A 16,611-nucleotide genomic window follows, 5' to 3' on the forward strand; every position below is an offset into this window, starting at 1 on the left:
CCCCAAGCTTATGAATGTATACAAGATCGAGGCCGGAACCGCGCAGCACATCGGTAATCGGCCGGAACAAACCAACCGGACCGCCTTGTTCACCGGAGCGCGCGCGCCCGGTTACATGATGGCGGTGCTGGCCGACGGCGTGTCCGGCGGCGCCATCGCGTCCGACCAGGTGCTGCTGACGGCCAAGCAGCAGTTCGACAATTTCAAGCCGGGCGACGATCCCAGCATCGAGCGCTTGCAGGGATTGCTGCGCGACATCGTGCTCGAAACCCACACAGTTCTCAAGCTCAATGCGCTGACCAGCAAGACCGAGCCGCATACCACCTTCGTCGGGCTGGTGATCACGCCCAAGGGCACGGCGGTGTGGGCGCACGTGGGCGACTCGCGCCTGTACCGCTTCACCCGGGCCGAGTGCGCGGTGCGCACCAGCGACCTGCCCTACATCGAGCATCTGGTCGGCACCGACAAGCTGCCGCTGGAAGCGGCCAAGAATCACCGCCATTCCAAGCTGCTGGTCAATGTGCTGGGCAACGGCCGCAAGGAGCCGTTCGTGGCGGTGGGCCACCACGATAACCTGGCGGCGGGCGACACCTTTTTGCTGGCCTCGGACGGGCTGTGGCACTTCTTCACGGACAACGAACTGGGCGCCGTGACGAACAAGAACACCCCGCGCCAGGCGTCCGAACTGCTGATCAACAAGGCGGTGGAACGGGCCCACGGCAAGGGCGGCAATTGCACCATGGCGATCGTGAAACTGGTCAAGCCGCCCAAGGAAGTGCCGAACTACACGGTGGAACGGATGCGCCGGGCGGTCTGAGGCTGCTACGTCGTTCCCGCTAGCTCGTCGTTCCTGCCATTGGCAGAAACGACTTCCCGCGCAGGCGGGAACGACGTGTGGTAGTGGGTAAAACGCCGCTGAGGGCTTATTTCGAGATCTTGACTTCCTTCGGCTGCGCCGCCGCCGCGGCATCTTTCGCCGCCTTCTCCGCCTTCTTCGCGCTGGCCGCTTTCTTCTCTTCGACCTTGCGCTGGCGCTTCTCCGAATCGATGCGCTTCTGCGCGAACGCTTCGGCATTGGCCGCGCGCTCCGGCACGGCCGCCTTCTCTTCCTGCGCAATGCGCGCCAGCTTGGCCGCCTGCGCCGCCTTGCGCGCTTCCAGCGTCGGCTTGGTCGACGGCCCCTTCACCTTGGGCGGCGCCGCCACCGGCAGCGGCGTCGGATTGGCCGCCAGGCGCGCTTCTTCCGCTTCCGCCGCGCGCACCGATTCGGCCACCGCCACGTCGCGCGCATCGGCCGATGCCTTGCGCTGGAAATGCTTGGCCTCGTCCTCGACCGCGTTCAGGTAGGACAGCGTCACGCGCCGGTATTCGCGCGCTTCGTCCAGGCAGTCGTTGACGAAGAAACGCTCATAGCAGGTGACCTCGCTGTTGGCATAGCGCGCTTCGGCGGCGGCGCGCTGGCTGCGCACCTGCTCCAGTTTGAGTTCGGCCTGCTCCACCGACACCGTGGCCGGCACCACCGGCACCACGGAGGTCGGCAGCAAGCTGTTGGAACAGGCCCCCAGGCCGGCCGCCAGCAGCGCCAGCGCGCAAGCGCGGATCAGGGGGTGTGCGAGTTTTTTCATGGTCTTTGTCCTGTGGCTGGTCACGAGAGGGAGTCGGCGACGCCGCGGCGCTCCGCATCCATATATTCGCGCGACTGCATTTCAATAATACGCGAGACGGTGCGGTGAAACTCGTTCGACAGCGTCCCTTGCGTGTACAGCTCTTCCGGCGGCACGGCGGCCGACATCAGCAGTTTAACCTTGTGGTCGTAGAAGACGTCAATCAGCCACGTAAACCGGCGCGCCTCGGACGACTGCGCCGCCGACATGGCCGCAATCCCCGACAGCACCACGGTGTGGAAGCGGCTGGCGATCTCCAGGTAATCGTTCTGCGAACGCGGCCCGCCGCACAGGGTGGCGAAATCGAACCAGATGATGCCGCCCGCGTGGCGCAGCGCGCGGATTTCGCGCTCCTCGATGCGGATGCGCGGGTCTTCGTCGGCCGTCTCGGCGATGCGCGCGTATGCCGTGCGCAGCGCCTGGTCGGAAGCGGCATTGAGTGGCGTGTAATAGCTCTCGACCTGTTCCAGCGCGCGCTTGCGGTAATCGATGCCGGCATCGACGTTGAGCACGTCGAGCTTGTCCTTGAGCAGGGCGATGGTCGGCAGCATGCGGTCGCGGTGCAGGCCGTCCGGATACAGCAGGTCGGGATCGTAGTTCGAGGTCATGATGAACGACACCCCGTTGTTGAACAGGGCAGTGAGCAAATTATACAAAATCATGGCGTCGGCGATATCCGACACGTGGAATTCATCGAAGCAGATCAGGCGGTATTTCTTGGCGATGCGGCGCGCCACGTCGTCGAGCGGATCGGCCACGCCCTTGAGCTCATCGAGCTCGCGGTGCACGCCGCGCATGAATTCGTGGAAGTGCAGGCGCGTCTTGCGCACCACCGGCACCACCGAGTAAAAACTGTCCATCAAAAACGACTTGCCGCGCCCTACCCCGCCCCACAGGTAGACCCCGCGCGGCACGTCCGGGCGGTTGATCAGGCGCTTGAAGGTGGACGAGCGCTGCGCGCGAAAATCCACCCATTCTTCATAGGCGCGCTGCAGGCGGTCGACCGCGCGCTGCTGTTGCGCGTCCGAGGTAAAGCCGCGTTGGGATAAGGCGTGCTGGTAGAACTCTTGGACATTCATCAGGGGAGGCAATGCAGAAAGCCGGGCGGGCCAGAACCACTGGCACGCCCGGCGGGGTACGGATTTAGAAGTTCAGCGACCGCTTGTCGACGGCGAGCGCGGCTTCCTTGGTCGCTTCGGACAGCGATGGGTGGGCGTGGCAAATGCGTGCGATGTCTTCCGACGAGGCGCGGAATTCCATCGCGACGACCGCTTCCGAAATCAGTTCGGACGCCATCGGGCCGACGATGTGGACACCCAGGATTTCATCGGTGGTCGCATCGGCCAGGAACTTGACCATGCCGGACGTGTCGCCCAGCGCGCGCGCACGGCCATTGGCCATGAACGGGAAGGTGCCTGCCTTGTAGGCCACGCCGGCCGCTTTCAACTGCTGCTCGTTCTGGCCGACCCACGCGATTTCCGGCGAGGTGTAGATCACCCACGGAATCGTGTTGAAGTTGGTGTGGCCATGCTGGCCGGCGATACGCTCGGCAACCGCCACGCCCTCTTCCTCGGCCTTGTGCGCCAGCATCGGGCCGCGCACCACGTCACCAACCGCCCATACGTTCGGCAGGTTGGTCTTGCAGTCGTCGTCGACGGCGATGAAGCCGCGCTCGTCGAGCTTCAGGCCAACCGTCTCGCCACCCAGGCCGATGGTGTTCGGCACGCGCCCGATCGAGATGATCAATTTGTCGAACACGGCGCTCTGCGCTTCGCCGGCGGCGTTGGCGTAATCGACCGTGACGTTGTTCTCGCCCGCCGTCACTTTGCTGATCTTCACGCCAAGGTTGATCTCCAGGCCCTGCTTGGTGAACAGCTTGTGCGCTTCCTTGGCGATCTGCTCGTCGACCGCGCCCAGGAAAGTCGGCAAGCCTTCCAGCACCGTCACCTTGGCACCCAGGCGGCGCCAGACGCTGCCCATTTCCAGGCCGATCACGCCGGCGCCGATCACGCCCAGGGTGGCCGGCACGGAGCCGATCGCCAGTGCGCCGGTGTTCGACAGGATCAGTTTTTCGTCGAACGGTGCGCCCGGCAGTTCACGCGCGTTGGAACCGGTCGCGATGATGACGTGCTTGGCGGCGAGCGTCTCGGCATTGGCGCCGGTGACGCTGACCTGGTAAGCACCTCCGGCGGCGCCGGAAAACGCACCCCGTCCGTGGAAGAAGGCAATCTTGTTTTTCTTTAACAGGAACAGGATGCCGTCATTGTTTTGTTTGACGACGGTTTCCTTGCGCTTCAACATCTGCGGCAGGTTCAGCGACAGGCCGGCGAAATCGATGCCGTGCTCGGCGAACGCATGGCCGGCGTGCTCGTAGTGCTCGGACGACTGCAGCAGCGCTTTCGATGGAATGCAGCCGACGTTGGTGCAGGTGCCGCCGGGAGCGGGACCGCCCTTGGCGTTGGCCCATTCATCGATACAGGCAACCTTGAAACCCAGTTGCGCCGCGCGGATGGCGGCGATGTAGCCGCCAGGGCCAGCGCCGATGACGACCACGTCAAATTGTTTTGCATCACTCATTATTGATTCCCTTGTCTTATTCTACTGGTACGAATATCCACACCGGCCGCCGCACGCTGGGGAGCATGCGGCGGCGAGGCGCGCTGCGTGCTTACAGGTCCAGCAGCAGGCGCGCAGGATCTTCCAGCGTTTCCTTCATCGTGACCAGGCCCAGGACGGCTTCGCGGCCATCGATGATGCGGTGATCGTACGACATCGCCAGGTAGTTCATCGGACGCACCACGACGAGCCCGTTTTCGACGACGGCGCGGTCCTTGGTCGCGTGCACGCCCAGGATGGCCGACTGCGGCGGGTTGATGATCGGGGTCGACAGCATCGAGCCGAAGGTGCCGCCGTTCGAGATCGAGAAGGTACCGCCGGTCAGGTCGTCCAGGGTCAGCTTGCCTTCCTTGGCTTTCTGGCCGAATTCACCAATCTTCTTCTCGATTTCGGCGATCGTCATCTGGTCGGCGTTGCGCAGGATAGGCACCACCAGGCCGCGCGGCGAACCGACCGCGATGCCGATGTCGAAGTAGCCGTGGTAGACGATATCGTTACCGTCGACCGAGGCGTTGATGATCGGGTATTTTTTCAGCGCGGCGACAGCGGCCTTGACGAAGAAGGACATGAAGCCCAGCTTGACGCCGTGCTCTTTCTCGAACTTGTCCTTGTACTTGTTGCGCAGGTCGATTACCGGCTGCATGTTCACTTCATTGAACGTGGTCAGGATGGCGTTGGTCGACTGCGACATCACCAGGCGCTCGGCGATACGGGCGCGCAGGCGGCTCATCGGCACGCGCTCTTCCGGACGGTCGCCCAGGTTGGCGGCGGCGGGTGCGGCCACGTGCTGCAGCGGGGCCTTGGCTGGCGCGGCGGGCGCCACGGGTGCGCCAGGCGCATGCGCCTGGCCCGCAGGCTTGACGCCGCCGGCAACCGCGCCGAGCACGTCGCCCTTGGTGACACGGCCATCGCGGCCGCTGCCGGCAACGTCCGACGTGGTCAGGTTGTTATCGGCCAGCAGCTTGGCGGCGGCGGGCATGGCGACATTCGCTTTCGAGGCGATCGCGCTGATGGCGGCGGCGACCGGATCGGCGGCCGCCGGCGCGGTCTGCACCGGCGCGGACGACACTTGCAGCGGGCTCACTTGGGCCGACGCTTCGGTATCGATGATGGCGATGACTTCGCCGGCGACGACGGTGCTGCCGTCACCCTTGAGGATCTGGGTGATGATGCCGGCGTTCGGCGCAGGCAGTTCGAGCACGACCTTGTCGGTTTCGATATCGATCATGTTTTCGTCGCGCGCGACTGGCTCGCCGACTTTCTTGTGCCACGACAGCAGGGTCGCTTCCGCTACCGATTCCGACAGAACTGGGACTTTGACTTCAATTTGTGCCATGTAAAACTCCGTGTATTGTTTGTTGCGGCGCCCCTCAGCAGCCGGGGCGCACCGTCATTATTTGGTCAGGATGAAACCCTTGAGCTTCGCGAACGCCGTTTCCAGCAATTCCTTCTGCTGCGCGTTATGCTTGTCGGCGTAACCGACCGCAGGCGAGGCCGAAGCCGGACGGCCCGCATACGCCAGGCGCTGGCCCGATTCGAGGCTTTCAAAGATGTTGTGCTGGATCTGGAACCATGGTCCCTGATTCTGCGGCTCATCCTGGGTCCACACCACTTCGGTCGCGTTCGGGAACTTTTTCAGTTCAGCCGCGAACGACTTGTGCGGGAACGGATACAGCTGTTCGACACGGATGATGGCGGTGTCGCTCTGGCCGCGTGTTTTGCGGGCGTTCACCAGGTCGTAGTACACCTTGCCCGAGCAGGCGATCACGCGCTTGACCTTCTTGGCGTCGATTTTCTCGTCGACTTCACCGATGACGGTGTGGAAGGCGCCCTTGGCCAAATCGGTCAGCGGCGAGCTGGCATCCTTGTTACGCAGCAGCGACTTCGGCGTCAGGATCACCAGCGGCTTGCGGAACTGGCGCACCATCTGGCGGCGCAGCAGGTGGAAAATCTGGGCGCCGGTGGTTGGCTGCACCACTTGCATATTGTTGTCCGCGCACAGCTGCAGGAAGCGTTCAGGACGCGCCGACGAGTGCTCCGGACCCTGGCCTTCGTAACCGTGCGGCAGCATCATGACGAGACCCGACGCGCGGCCCCATTTGACTTCGCCGGAGGCGATAAACTGGTCGATCACGACCTGGGCGCCGTTGGCGAAGTCGCCGAACTGGGCTTCCCAGATGGTCAGGGTGTTCGGTTCGGCGGTCGAGTAACCGTATTCGAAGGCGAGTACCGCTTCTTCCGACAGCACCGAGTCGATCACGACGAACGGCGCCTGGCTTTCCGACACATTGCACAGCGGGACATAGGTGCCCGCATCCCAGCGCTCGCGGTTCTGGTCGTGCAGCACGGCGTGGCGGTGGGTGAAGGTACCGCGGCCGGCATCCTGGCCCGACAGGCGGATCGCGTAGCCGGACGACACCAGCGAGGCGTAGGCGAGATGCTCGCCCATGCCCCAGTCCAGGTTCAGTTCACCGCGGCCCATGGTGGCGCGGTCGGCCAGCACTTTTTCGACCAGCGAGTGGACCTTGAAGTTTTCCGGCAAGGTGGTGATGCGGGTGGCCAGGCGTTTCAGTTCCGTCATCGGCACGGCGGTGTCGGCACTGTCGGTCCATTTGCGGTTCAGGAACGGCAGCCAGTCGACCGCATACTTGTTCTTGAAGTTCGAGATGACCGGATCGATCGTGTGCTTGCCGGCGTCCATGGCGTCGCGGTAGGCCGAGACCATCTTGTCGCCGCCGTCGGCCGCCAGGGAACCCTGGGCGATCAGCTTGTCCGCGTACAGCTTGCGGGTGCCCGGATGCTGGCCGATTTTCTTGTACATCAGCGGCTGGGTCAGCGCTGGCGTGTCCTGCTCATTGTGGCCAAGCTTGCGGTAGCAGATGATGTCGACCACGACGTCTTTCTTGAACTGGACGCGGTAGTCGAGCGCGATTTGCGTCGCCAGCACGACCGCTTCAGGATCGTCGCCGTTCACGTGCAGCACCGGTGCTTCGATCATCTTGACGACGTCCGAGCAGTACAGGGTCGAACGCGCGTCGCGCGGGTCGGACGTGGTGAAGCCGATCTGGTTGTTGATCACGATGTGCATCGTGCCGCCGGTGCCGTAGCCGCGCGTTTGCGCGAGGTTCAGCGTTTCCATGACCACGCCCTGGCCGGCGAAAGCGGCATCGCCGTGCACCAGGATCGGCAGCACTTGCGCGCCATCCTTGTCGCCGCGACGCTCCATGCGCGCCTTGACCGAGCCTTCGACGACCGGGTTGACGATTTCGAGGTGGGACGGGTTGAAGGCCAGCGACAGATGCACCGGACCGCCGGCGGTCGAGATATCGCTCGAAAAGCCCTGGTGGTACTTGACGTCGCCCGATGGCAGGTCGTCGCCATGCTTGCCTTCGAATTCTTCGAACAGTTCCTGGGGCGACTTGCCCAGGGTGTTGACCAGCACGTTCAGGCGGCCGCGGTGGGCCATGCCGATAACGATCTCCTGCACGCCTTTTTCACCGGCGCGCTGGATGGTTTCGTCGATCGATGCGATGAAGGACTCGGAGCCTTCCAGCGAGAAGCGCTTGGCGCCGACGTACTTGGTGTGCAGATAGCGCTCCAGGCCTTCGGCGGCCGTGAGGCGTTCGAGGATGTGGGCTTTTTTCTCGGCCGTGAAACTCGGGGTCGAGCGGATCGCTTCGAGCTTTTCCTGCAGCCAGCGCTTTTCCGCCGGATCGCCGATGTACATGAATTCGGCGCCGATCGAACGGCAGTAGGTATCGCGCAGGAAGTTCAGCAGGTCGCGCAGGGATGCGGTTTCAGGGCCGAAGTAGGTATTGCTGATGTTGAACACGATGTCCATGTCGGCATCGGTAAAGCCGTAGAACGCCGGATCGAGTTCCGGGATCATCGGACGTTCCTGGCGCTGCAACGGGTCCAGGTTGGCCCACTGGGAGCCCAGATAGCGGTAAGCGGCGATCAGCTGGGTGACGGCGACGCGCTTGCGGCCCATTTCAGGATCGTGCGAGGCGGTCACGACACGGATCGGACCGGCCTTGGCGCGCTCGGCGAACGAGGCGATGACGGAAGCGTGGGCTACGTCGGGTTTGTTGGAGCCGTCGACTGCAGGGACGTTCTGCATGGAGTCGAAATAGGCGCGCCAGTTGTCTGGCACCGAGCCTGGATTGTCGAGGTAGGCCTCATACAGCTCTTCAACGTACGGCGCGTTACCACCGAACAAATAGGAGTTCGCGGTTTGTTCTTGCATCATCTTGCTCACCTTTCTTCGCGCTTCGCGAGTTTGGCGGGTTAATCTAACCTTCCGCGACACGGCCTGACCGGTTAGCGGATTGCACATCAAGTTGTGGGGAAGGACTTGTAAAGCTCGCAGCATTCTAACGAGGTCGGAAGAATAGCACGCGTATTGTAGCGTAACATTCCATCTTACGAAAAAAGTTGCCGATCATCTTTTTGTATTGGGCGATTACAAAACCACGGCTTGGCCGCAAAGAAATTGACATCGAACAAGTTTATAGTTAGATATCATGAGATTTTCTTGTGCTATCTCAAGGCGCATATGTGGCCGTAGTGACCTGAAACAAGCGATTGTTGCGTATTGTAAATCCCGGCCCCCTCCATTGACCGCACAAATGATAATAGTTATCATTTGCGTTTGGTTCATTCACGGAAGCACCCGATGCCCTCCCCTGCCACGCTCCCCAGCGCCAGCCGCGCCGCCTGGCTCAAGAATTTGCACCGCTGGCACTGGATCAGCTCGGCTTTGTGCCTGATGGGCATGCTTTTATTCAGCATCACCGGCATCACGCTCAACCACGCCACCCAGATCGAAGCCAAGCCGGCCGTCACCAAGCGCAAGGCCAGCTTGCCGGCGCCGCTGCGGCGCGACCTGGAGCAGTTCGCCACCAAGCATGCCGACGCCCGCGCGCCGCTGCCGCCGCGCGTGGCCAGCTGGGCCGACCGCGAGTTCGGCCTGGACCTGGGCGCCATCGATGCCGAATGGACCGAGGAAGACGCGTACGTCGCCCTGCCCCGGCCCGGCGGCGACGCCTGGCTGCGCATCGCCGTCGACGGCGGCGCCGAATTCGAGAAAACCGACCGTGGCATGGTTTCCTGGCTCAACGACCTGCACAAGGGCCGCAACGCCGGTCCCGTGTGGGGCTGGTTCATCGATATTTTCGCGCTCGCGTGCGTGGTGTTTTCGCTCACCGGTTTCCTGATCATGAAACTGCACGCGGCCAACCGTCCGTCCACCTGGCCGGTGATCGGCGCCGGCATCCTGCTGCCGCTGCTGCTCGCCCTTTTGTTTACCCACTAAGTCCACCACCTATGAAACTACAGCACACGCTTGCCCTTACCCTCCCCATGCTGAGCAGCTGGGCCGTCGGCGCCGACCTGGCCGTCAAGTTCGAGATCCCGCAACTGAACGTGGCCGAATACCACCGTCCTTACGTGGCGATGTGGCTGGAGCGCGCCGACCAGAGCGTGGCCGCCAACCTGTCGGTGCTGTACGACGTCAAGAAGAAGGACAACGCCGGCACCAAGTGGGTCAAGGACTTGCGCACGTGGTGGCGCAAGGCCGGACGCGACGTGGAACTGCCGATGGATGGCGTGAGCGGCGCCACCCGCTCGGCCGGCGAACAGACCATCAGCTTCGGCCCGGCCCGTACCGGCATCGACAAGCTCCCGGCCGGCGACTACAAGCTGGTGATCGAAGCGGCGCGTGAATCGGGCGGACGCGAACTGGTACGCGTTCCTTTCACCTTGCCGCTCAAGGGCAAGCAAACCTACAGTGCGCGCGGCAAGGAAGAACTTGGCGCGGTTTCCCTCCAGATCACCCCTTGATTGAAGCGACCATGAACAACACGACGATGAAAAAAACCCTGCTCGCGCTGGCCCTGGCCGCCGTTTCCCTGAGCGCCTCGGCGCACCGTGGCTGGCTATACCCGCAGTCGACGATGGTCGAATCGAAGGAGCCGTGGGTGACCATCGACGGCGCCATTTCGGAAGGCTTGTTCGACGTCGACCATGTCGCCCTCAAGCTCGATGGCGCCACCGTCACCGACCCGGATGGCGTTGCTACGCCTGCGCCGGCCGGCCACATGGGCAAGCAGCGCAGCACCTTCGACCTGAAGATGACCAAGAACGGCACCTACAAGATCAGCATCGTCAGCCGCAACGTCATGGCCAGTTATAAAGACAAGGCTGGCGAAACCAAGCGCTTCCGCGGCAGCGAGGAAGCCTTCGCCAAGGAAGTGCCGGCCGAAGCAGCGGAACTGAAAACCACCTACGCCCACCAGCGCCTGGAGACGTTCGTGAGCGCGAACAAGACCAGCGACGGCGCCTTGAAAGCGAGCGGCGTGGGGCTGGAGATGATCCCGCTGACCAATCCGACCGACCTGCGCGCGGGCGAAACGGCCAGGTGGCGCTTCCAGCTCGATGGCAAGCCGCTGCCGAAATTCGCCTTCAGCCTGATTCCGGGCGGCGTGCGCTATCGCGGCGTGCTCGGTGAAGTGCGCCTGGAAACCGATGCCAAGGGCGAAGTGGCGGTGACCTTGCCGGCGCCCGGCATGTACTGGCTCAACGCCGGCTTCCCGCAAGCCCAGCCGAAAGGCCCGGCCCCGGCCGACGCACCGGCAGTCACGCGCCGCTACAGCTACGCCGCCACGCTCGAAGTGCTGCCAGAGTAAATATGGAGCGCCGCGTTCTCGTCCCCCTCGCGATCGCGCCGGCCTTGCCGCCGCGCGCAAGCATGCTGCACGACCTCGGTGGCAGCACCATGGGCACCAGCTGGTCGGCGCGCGTGATGGCACCAAGCGATGCCGGACCGGCCCTGCTGGAGGGCTTGCAGCGCCAGCTCGACCTGGTGGTGGCGCAAATGAGCCACTGGGAACGCGACTCGAACCTGAGCCGCTTTAACAGTGCCCCGGCGGGCAACTGGCATCGCCTGCCGGATGAATTTTTCACGGTACTGAGCTACGCGCTGGAAGTGGCCGAGGCCAGCGGCGGCGCGTACGATCCGTGCGCCGGCGCGCTGGTCAACGCCTGGGGCTTCGGCGCGCGCCAGCGCTATAACGAAGCCAATTTTTACGCGCCCTTGCCGGGCGCCAGCGCGGCCATCGTGGCGCGCGCCGACCGCCGGCGCCTGCGCCTCGATGCGGGCAGCCGGCGCGCGCTGCAAGCAGGCGGCGTGCAGATCGACCTGTCGTCGGTAGCCAAGGGCTACGCGGTCGACCTGCTGGCGCGCTGCCTGGAAGCGCAAGGCCTGCATCACTACCTGGTTGAAATCGGCGGCGAACTGCGCGGCGCCGGCACCAAGGCCGACGGCCAGCCGTGGTGGGTCGCGCTGGAAGGCGTGCCCGATGCCGGCGGCGGCGCGGGCCAGACCACGGTGGCGCTGCACGGGCTGGCCATTGCCACCTCGGGCGACTACCGGCGCTACTTCGAGCATGGCGGCCGGCGCGCCTCGCACACGCTCGACCCGCGCACCGGCGCGCCGATCCGCAACGACGTGGCCTCGGTCACGGTGCTGCATGCCGAATGCATGGCGGCCGATGCGCTGTCGACCGCGCTGTCGGTGCTCGGCCCGGACGATGGCCTGGCCTTCGCCGAACGCCACCACCTGGCCGCGCGCTTCCTGCTGCGCGAGGGCGGCGGCCTGCGCGAAGTCGTCTCCAGCGCTTACCAGGAACTGCTGCAATGATGATCAGTGTCGATCCGGTGCGCTGGGGCGGCGCCGCTGCCGCCGTGGCAGCCTACGCGGGCATGTGCCTGGCGCTGCTGCGCGCGCGCAGCAGCCTGCGCAAGGATGGCGGCGCTGACAATGCCGACTGGCTGGTGGCCTACGCCAGCCAGACCGGCACCGGCGAAGCGCTGGCCGAACACACCGTGGCGACCCTGCGCACCGGCGGCCTGTCGGCGCGCGCGGTCAGCGTCGAGCACTTGGATGACGCCACCCTGCGCGGCGCCGCGCGCATCCTGTTCATCGCCAGCACCTACGGCGAGGGCGACGCGCCCGACAGCGCGGTGCGCCTGGCGCGCCTGCTCGACCAGCCGGATCTGGCGCTCGGCCAGCTGCATTACGCGGTGCTGGCCCTGGGCGACAGCAGCTACGCCAATTACTGCGGCTTCGGGCGCCGTCTCGATGCCGCCTTGCAGGCACGCGGGGCGCAGGCGCTGTTCGAGCGGGTCGACGTGGACCGCGGGCGCGCCGCCGCCATCGACACCTGGCAGCATCGCCTGAGCCATCTGGCCGGCACCAGCGATGCGCCCGACTGGAGCGCACCAAGCTACGGCGACTGGCGCATCGGCGCGCGCCGCCTGCTCAATCCGGGCAGCGCGGGCGCGCCGGTGTACCGCATCGACCTGCTGCCGGCCACCGGGGATTTGCCCGGCTGGGAGGCGGGCGACCTGGTGCAGGTAAGCGCGCCGGGCGAGCCGGATTATCCGCGCGAGTATTCGATTGCCTCGACCATGGGCGAAGGCTGCCTGTCGCTGCTGGTGCGCTTGCACCTGCGCGACGACGGCGGCGTTGGCATGGCGTCCGGCTGGCTGTGCCGCGAGGCGCGCGAAGGCGATCCGGTGCTGCTGCGCGTGCGCCAGCACAGCCGCTTCCGGATCGGTGACAACGCCGGGCGGCCGCTGGTCTTGATCGGCAACGGTACCGGCATCGCCGGCCTGCGCGCGCACCTGAAAAGCCGCGCCGACGCCGGCGAGGCGCGCAACTGGCTGGTGTTCGGCGAGCGCAATGAAGCGCATGACCACTTCTGCGCCGGCGACATCGCCGGGTGGCGCCAGGCCGGCATGCTCGATACGCTCAGCCTGACCTTTTCGCGCGATGGCGGCAGCGTGCGCTACGTCCAGCACGCGCTCGATGCGCAGGCCGCGCAACTGCGCGCCTGGGTCGACGCGGGCGCGGCCATCTATGTCTGCGGCAGCCTGCAAGGCATGGCCGGCGCGGTGCACGACACCCTGGCCAGGGTGCTCGGCAGCGATGCCCTGGCGCTGCTGGACGAGACTGGCCGCTACCGGCGCGACGTGTACTGATGAGGCCATTTTTCATGCCGAAAAATATGCATAAAGCATAGTTCGGGCAATTTTACCAGATGCGAATCTAAATCGCATTGATAACGATTATCATTTACAGAAATTTACGTTTCTCCTACAATGACTAAGTTGTTGGCAATTTATGCCATCCGGCGCGCGTTTCCAGGCCCGCCGGCGCCCACCCACCGTCAAAGAAGAGAAGCAGATGGCACCGATCAAAAGCCGCAAGCACGCGCAATCCCGTTTCAATCAACACATGAGCGTCGCGCTGGCCGCGCTGCTGGTGCCGGTGGCCGCCCATGCCGCCGAGGCACCTCAGACCCGCACCCTGCCGGAAGTCCAGGTGGTGAGCAAGACCGGTGAAGAAACCGTCAACGACTTCAAGGCCGAGCGCGCCGCGTCGCCGAAATACACGGAACTGCTGATCAACACCGCGCAAACGATCACCGTCATCAAGAAAGAACTGATCCAGCAGCAAGGCGCGGTCACCCTGACTGAAGCGCTGCGCAACACGCCCGGCGTGGGCACCTTCTTCCTCGGCGAAAACGGCAACACCACCACCGGCGACAGCATCTACATGCGCGGCTTCGATTCGTCGACCAGCATTTTTGTCGATGGCGTGCGCGACATCGGCTCGATCTCGCGCGATGTGTTCAACGTCGAGCAGCTCGACGTGCTCAAGGGACCGGCCGGCACCGACACCGGGCGCTCCTCGCCGACCGGTTCGGTCAACATGGTGAGCAAGCAAGCCGTGATGGAATCCGGCACGACCGGCTCGCTGATTGCCGGCAGCGGCAAGCAAAAGCGCGCCACGGTCGACTACGCCCAGGTGCTGAGCGCCGAAAAAGGCATCGCCCTGCGCCTGAACGCGCTGGCCCAGGATAGCGGCGTTCCCGGACGCGATATCGTCAAGGACAAACGCTGGGCGCTGGCGCCCTCGCTCGCCTTCGGCCTGAACGGCCCGACCCGCATCTACCTGAACTACCTGCACCTCAACCAGGACAACGTGCCCAACGGCGGCGTGCCGACCGTCGGCTTGCCGGGCTATACGAGCCCGGACGCGCGCGCCTTCCTGACCAGCGCGCCGCGCGTCGATCCGCGCAACTTCTACGGTTCCGTGACCGACTACGACAACGTCAAGGCCGACATGTTCACGGTCAAGGTCGAGCATGACTTTGCACCGAACGTGAAGCTGCAAAACACCACGCGCTACGGCAAGACGTCGCAGGATTACCTGCTGACCGCGTTCATGGGCAATAGCGCCAACCTGAAAACGCCGAACCCCAACGACCCGGCCAGCTGGACCATCACGCGCGGCAACCGCACGGTCAAGGACCAGAGCAACTCGATCCTCACCAACCAGAGCGTGGCGACGGTAGGCATGGACCTGGGCGGCATGAAGCACACCTTCGTGGGCGGACTGGAACTGACCAGCGAAGAGCAGACCACCTTCGGCTACCTTGGCGCCGGCACGATGGCGGTCGATTCGCTGTACGCGCCGAATCCATCCTCGCCGATCACCGGCCTGAACCTGGTGCGCAATGGCGTGAGCACCAATTCCAAGGTCGATACCCAGAGCCTGTACCTGTTCGACACCATCAAGCTGGGCGAGAAGTGGATCTTCAACGTGGGCGGGCGCATGGACCACTTCAACGTGAACTACAACGCGACCAGCCTGTCGACCGCCGCCGCCAATCCGGCGCTGCCGGTCGGTACCCTGCTGCCGACCACGCTCAAGCTGAGCGATACGGTGGGCAACGGCAAGGTATCGGCGCTGTACAAGCCGACCGCCGACAGCAGCGTGTATGCGCTGGTGGCAACGTCCAAGCAGCCGCCGGGGACCAACCTGGCGCTGTCGGCGTCGGCCAATAGCGCGTCCAACCCGAAATACAATCCGCAGCAATCGACCACGACCGAAATCGGCACCAAGTGGGATTTCCTCAAGCAAAAGCTGTCGATCACGGCGGCGCTGTACCGCACCACGGTCAAGAACGAGCTGGAGCAGGATCCGGTGGACCTGGTGTACTACCAGACCGGCCGCAAGCAGGTCAAAGGCATCGAGCTGGGCGTGACGGGTGAAGTGGCGCGCAACTGGCTGGTGAGCGCCGGCTATGCCCGCATGGATACCGAAGTGAGCAACGGCAAGGTCGTGACCGCCAGCGGGATCAATAACCTGAACTACACGCCGAAAGATGCATTCACCTCGTGGACCTCGTACACCCTGCCGATGGGCCTGAAAGTGGGCGGCGGCGCGCGCTATGTCGGCAAGCTGCTGCGCGGCACCGATGGCGCGGTGGGCACGCCGGCGTTTGCCGATGCCTACTGGGTGGTCGACGCGATGGCGTCGTACACCGTGAGCAAGAACCTGGATGTGCAGCTGAACGTGTACAACCTGGCGGACAAGCAGTACATTGCGCAGATTAACAAGAGCGGTTACCGCTACACCCCGGGCGCGCCACGCTCGGCCAGCCTGATGGCCAACTTCCGCTTCTAAACGCCTTACCGGCATCGCCAGACACCGTCATGTCCGCCACTGGCAGGCATGACGGTGTTTGGCTTTCCACTTCCTTCGCCACCATTTCATTGCCATGATGCTCCATATTCCCCACGTGCTCAGTCCCGACCAGCTTGCCGCCATGCGGCGCGCGCTCGACAGCGCCGACTGGACCGACGGCCGCGCCACGGTCGGCGCACAAGGCGCACAGGTCAAGCACAACCAGCAACTGCCCGCCGAAGAGCCCCTCGCCGCCGAACTGGGCCGCATCATCCTGGCCGCCCTGGCCGCCAATCCCCTCTATTTCGCCGCCGCCCTGCCCCTGCGCACGGTGCCGCCGCTGTTCAACCGCTACACCGGCGGCGAACACTACGGCGCCCACGTGGACGGTGCCGTACGCAATGTGGCCGGCAGCGCCTTGCCGCTGCGTACCGACCTGTCGTGCACCCTGTTCCTGTGCGAACCGGAGGACTACGATGGCGGCGAACTGATCATCAACGATACCTACGGCGTGCATGAAGTCAAGCTGCCGGCGGGCGACATGATCGTCTACCCCTCGTCCAGTGTGCACAAGGTCGAGCCGGTCACGCGCGGCAGCCGCGTCTGCTCCTTTTTCTGGGTGCAAAGCATGGTGCGCGACGATGGCCGCCGCGCCATGCTGCTCGAACTCGACCAGACCATCCAGCGCCTGCGCGCACGCCTTGGCGATACCGAGGAAACGGTCGGCCTGACCGGGCATTATCACAACCTGCTGCGGATGTGGTCGGAGATCTGAACTGGACTTTCGCATCTAGA

The 16,611-nt window shown here is 64.4% G+C and carries 13 protein-coding genes; 8 read left to right on the plus strand and 5 right to left on the minus strand.

What is annotated here, in order from left to right; translation table 11 throughout:
• The first annotated feature begins 10 nt into the window (after positions 1 to 10).
• The gene (locus F2P44_RS22265) at positions 11 to 817 is read left to right on the plus strand and encodes a PP2C family protein-serine/threonine phosphatase (protein ID WP_167089447.1); all 807 of its coding nucleotides are present in this window, start codon (positions 11 to 13) and stop codon (positions 815 to 817) included.
• 106 nt (positions 818 to 923) lie between these two features.
• Here the strand turns inward: F2P44_RS22265 and F2P44_RS22270 are convergent, their stop codons facing one another.
• The 5 genes from F2P44_RS22270 to F2P44_RS22290 all read right to left on the minus strand — a co-directional run bounded on the left by F2P44_RS22270 (position 924) and on the right by F2P44_RS22290 (position 8,529).
• On the minus strand, positions 924 to 1,625 hold the full coding sequence (locus tag F2P44_RS22270; protein ID WP_167089449.1) for a hypothetical protein: 702 nt from the start codon (positions 1,623 to 1,625) through the stop codon (positions 924 to 926).
• Positions 1,626 to 1,645: 20 nt separating this feature from the next.
• The gene (gene zapE / locus F2P44_RS22275; protein ID WP_167089451.1) at positions 1,646 to 2,743 is read right to left on the minus strand and encodes a cell division protein ZapE; all 1,098 of its coding nucleotides are present in this window, start codon (positions 2,741 to 2,743) and stop codon (positions 1,646 to 1,648) included.
• A 64-nt stretch (positions 2,744 to 2,807) separates the two neighbouring features.
• Complete coding sequence (gene lpdA / locus F2P44_RS22280) at positions 2,808 to 4,241, minus strand: dihydrolipoyl dehydrogenase (protein WP_167089453.1); 1,434 nt, start codon at positions 4,239 to 4,241, stop codon at positions 2,808 to 2,810.
• Positions 4,242 to 4,332: 91 nt separating this feature from the next.
• On the minus strand, positions 4,333 to 5,616 hold the full coding sequence (gene odhB / locus F2P44_RS22285; protein WP_167089455.1) for a 2-oxoglutarate dehydrogenase complex dihydrolipoyllysine-residue succinyltransferase: 1,284 nt from the start codon (positions 5,614 to 5,616) through the stop codon (positions 4,333 to 4,335).
• A 57-nt stretch (positions 5,617 to 5,673) separates the two neighbouring features.
• On the minus strand, positions 5,674 to 8,529 hold the full coding sequence (locus tag F2P44_RS22290; RefSeq protein WP_167089457.1) for a 2-oxoglutarate dehydrogenase E1 component: 2,856 nt from the start codon (positions 8,527 to 8,529) through the stop codon (positions 5,674 to 5,676).
• Between the two features lie 426 nt (positions 8,530 to 8,955).
• Here F2P44_RS22290 and F2P44_RS22295 point away from each other — a divergent pair, with 426 nt between their 5' ends.
• The 7 genes from F2P44_RS22295 (at position 8,956) to F2P44_RS22325 (ending at position 16,591) form a co-directional block, all read left to right on the plus strand.
• Positions 8,956 to 9,594: a PepSY-associated TM helix domain-containing protein gene (locus tag F2P44_RS22295; protein WP_167089459.1), complete on the plus strand. Its 639-nt coding sequence runs from the start codon at positions 8,956 to 8,958 to the stop codon at positions 9,592 to 9,594.
• 11 nt (positions 9,595 to 9,605) lie between these two features.
• Positions 9,606 to 10,121, plus strand: coding sequence for a DUF2271 domain-containing protein (locus F2P44_RS22300; RefSeq protein WP_167089461.1), 516 nt, complete (start codon positions 9,606 to 9,608; stop codon positions 10,119 to 10,121).
• Between the two features lie 11 nt (positions 10,122 to 10,132).
• Entirely contained in the window at positions 10,133 to 10,966 is an 834-nt protein-coding gene (locus F2P44_RS22305; RefSeq protein WP_229423689.1) for a DUF4198 domain-containing protein, read from the plus strand.
• A gap of 2 nt (positions 10,967 to 10,968) precedes the next feature.
• Positions 10,969 to 11,979: an FAD:protein FMN transferase gene (locus tag F2P44_RS22310; protein ID WP_167089463.1), complete on the plus strand. Its 1,011-nt coding sequence runs from the start codon at positions 10,969 to 10,971 to the stop codon at positions 11,977 to 11,979.
• On the plus strand, positions 11,976 to 13,322 hold the full coding sequence (locus F2P44_RS22315) for a sulfite reductase subunit alpha (protein ID WP_167089465.1): 1,347 nt from the start codon (positions 11,976 to 11,978) through the stop codon (positions 13,320 to 13,322). The genes F2P44_RS22310 and F2P44_RS22315 overlap by 4 nt, the downstream gene beginning before the upstream one ends.
• Before the next feature lie 205 nt (positions 13,323 to 13,527).
• A complete protein-coding gene (locus tag F2P44_RS22320) occupies positions 13,528 to 15,816 on the plus strand; it encodes a catecholate siderophore receptor Fiu (protein ID WP_167089467.1) in 2,289 nt (762 codons plus the stop codon).
• 94 nt (positions 15,817 to 15,910) lie between these two features.
• Complete coding sequence (locus F2P44_RS22325; protein WP_167089469.1) at positions 15,911 to 16,591, plus strand: Fe2+-dependent dioxygenase; 681 nt, start codon at positions 15,911 to 15,913, stop codon at positions 16,589 to 16,591.
• The last annotated feature ends 20 nt before the right edge of the window (positions 16,592 to 16,611 follow it).

The organism is Massilia frigida, from assembly GCF_011682175.1.
In the GTDB taxonomy this organism is placed as follows: Bacteria; Pseudomonadota; Gammaproteobacteria; order Burkholderiales; family Burkholderiaceae_D; genus Telluria_A; species Telluria_A frigida.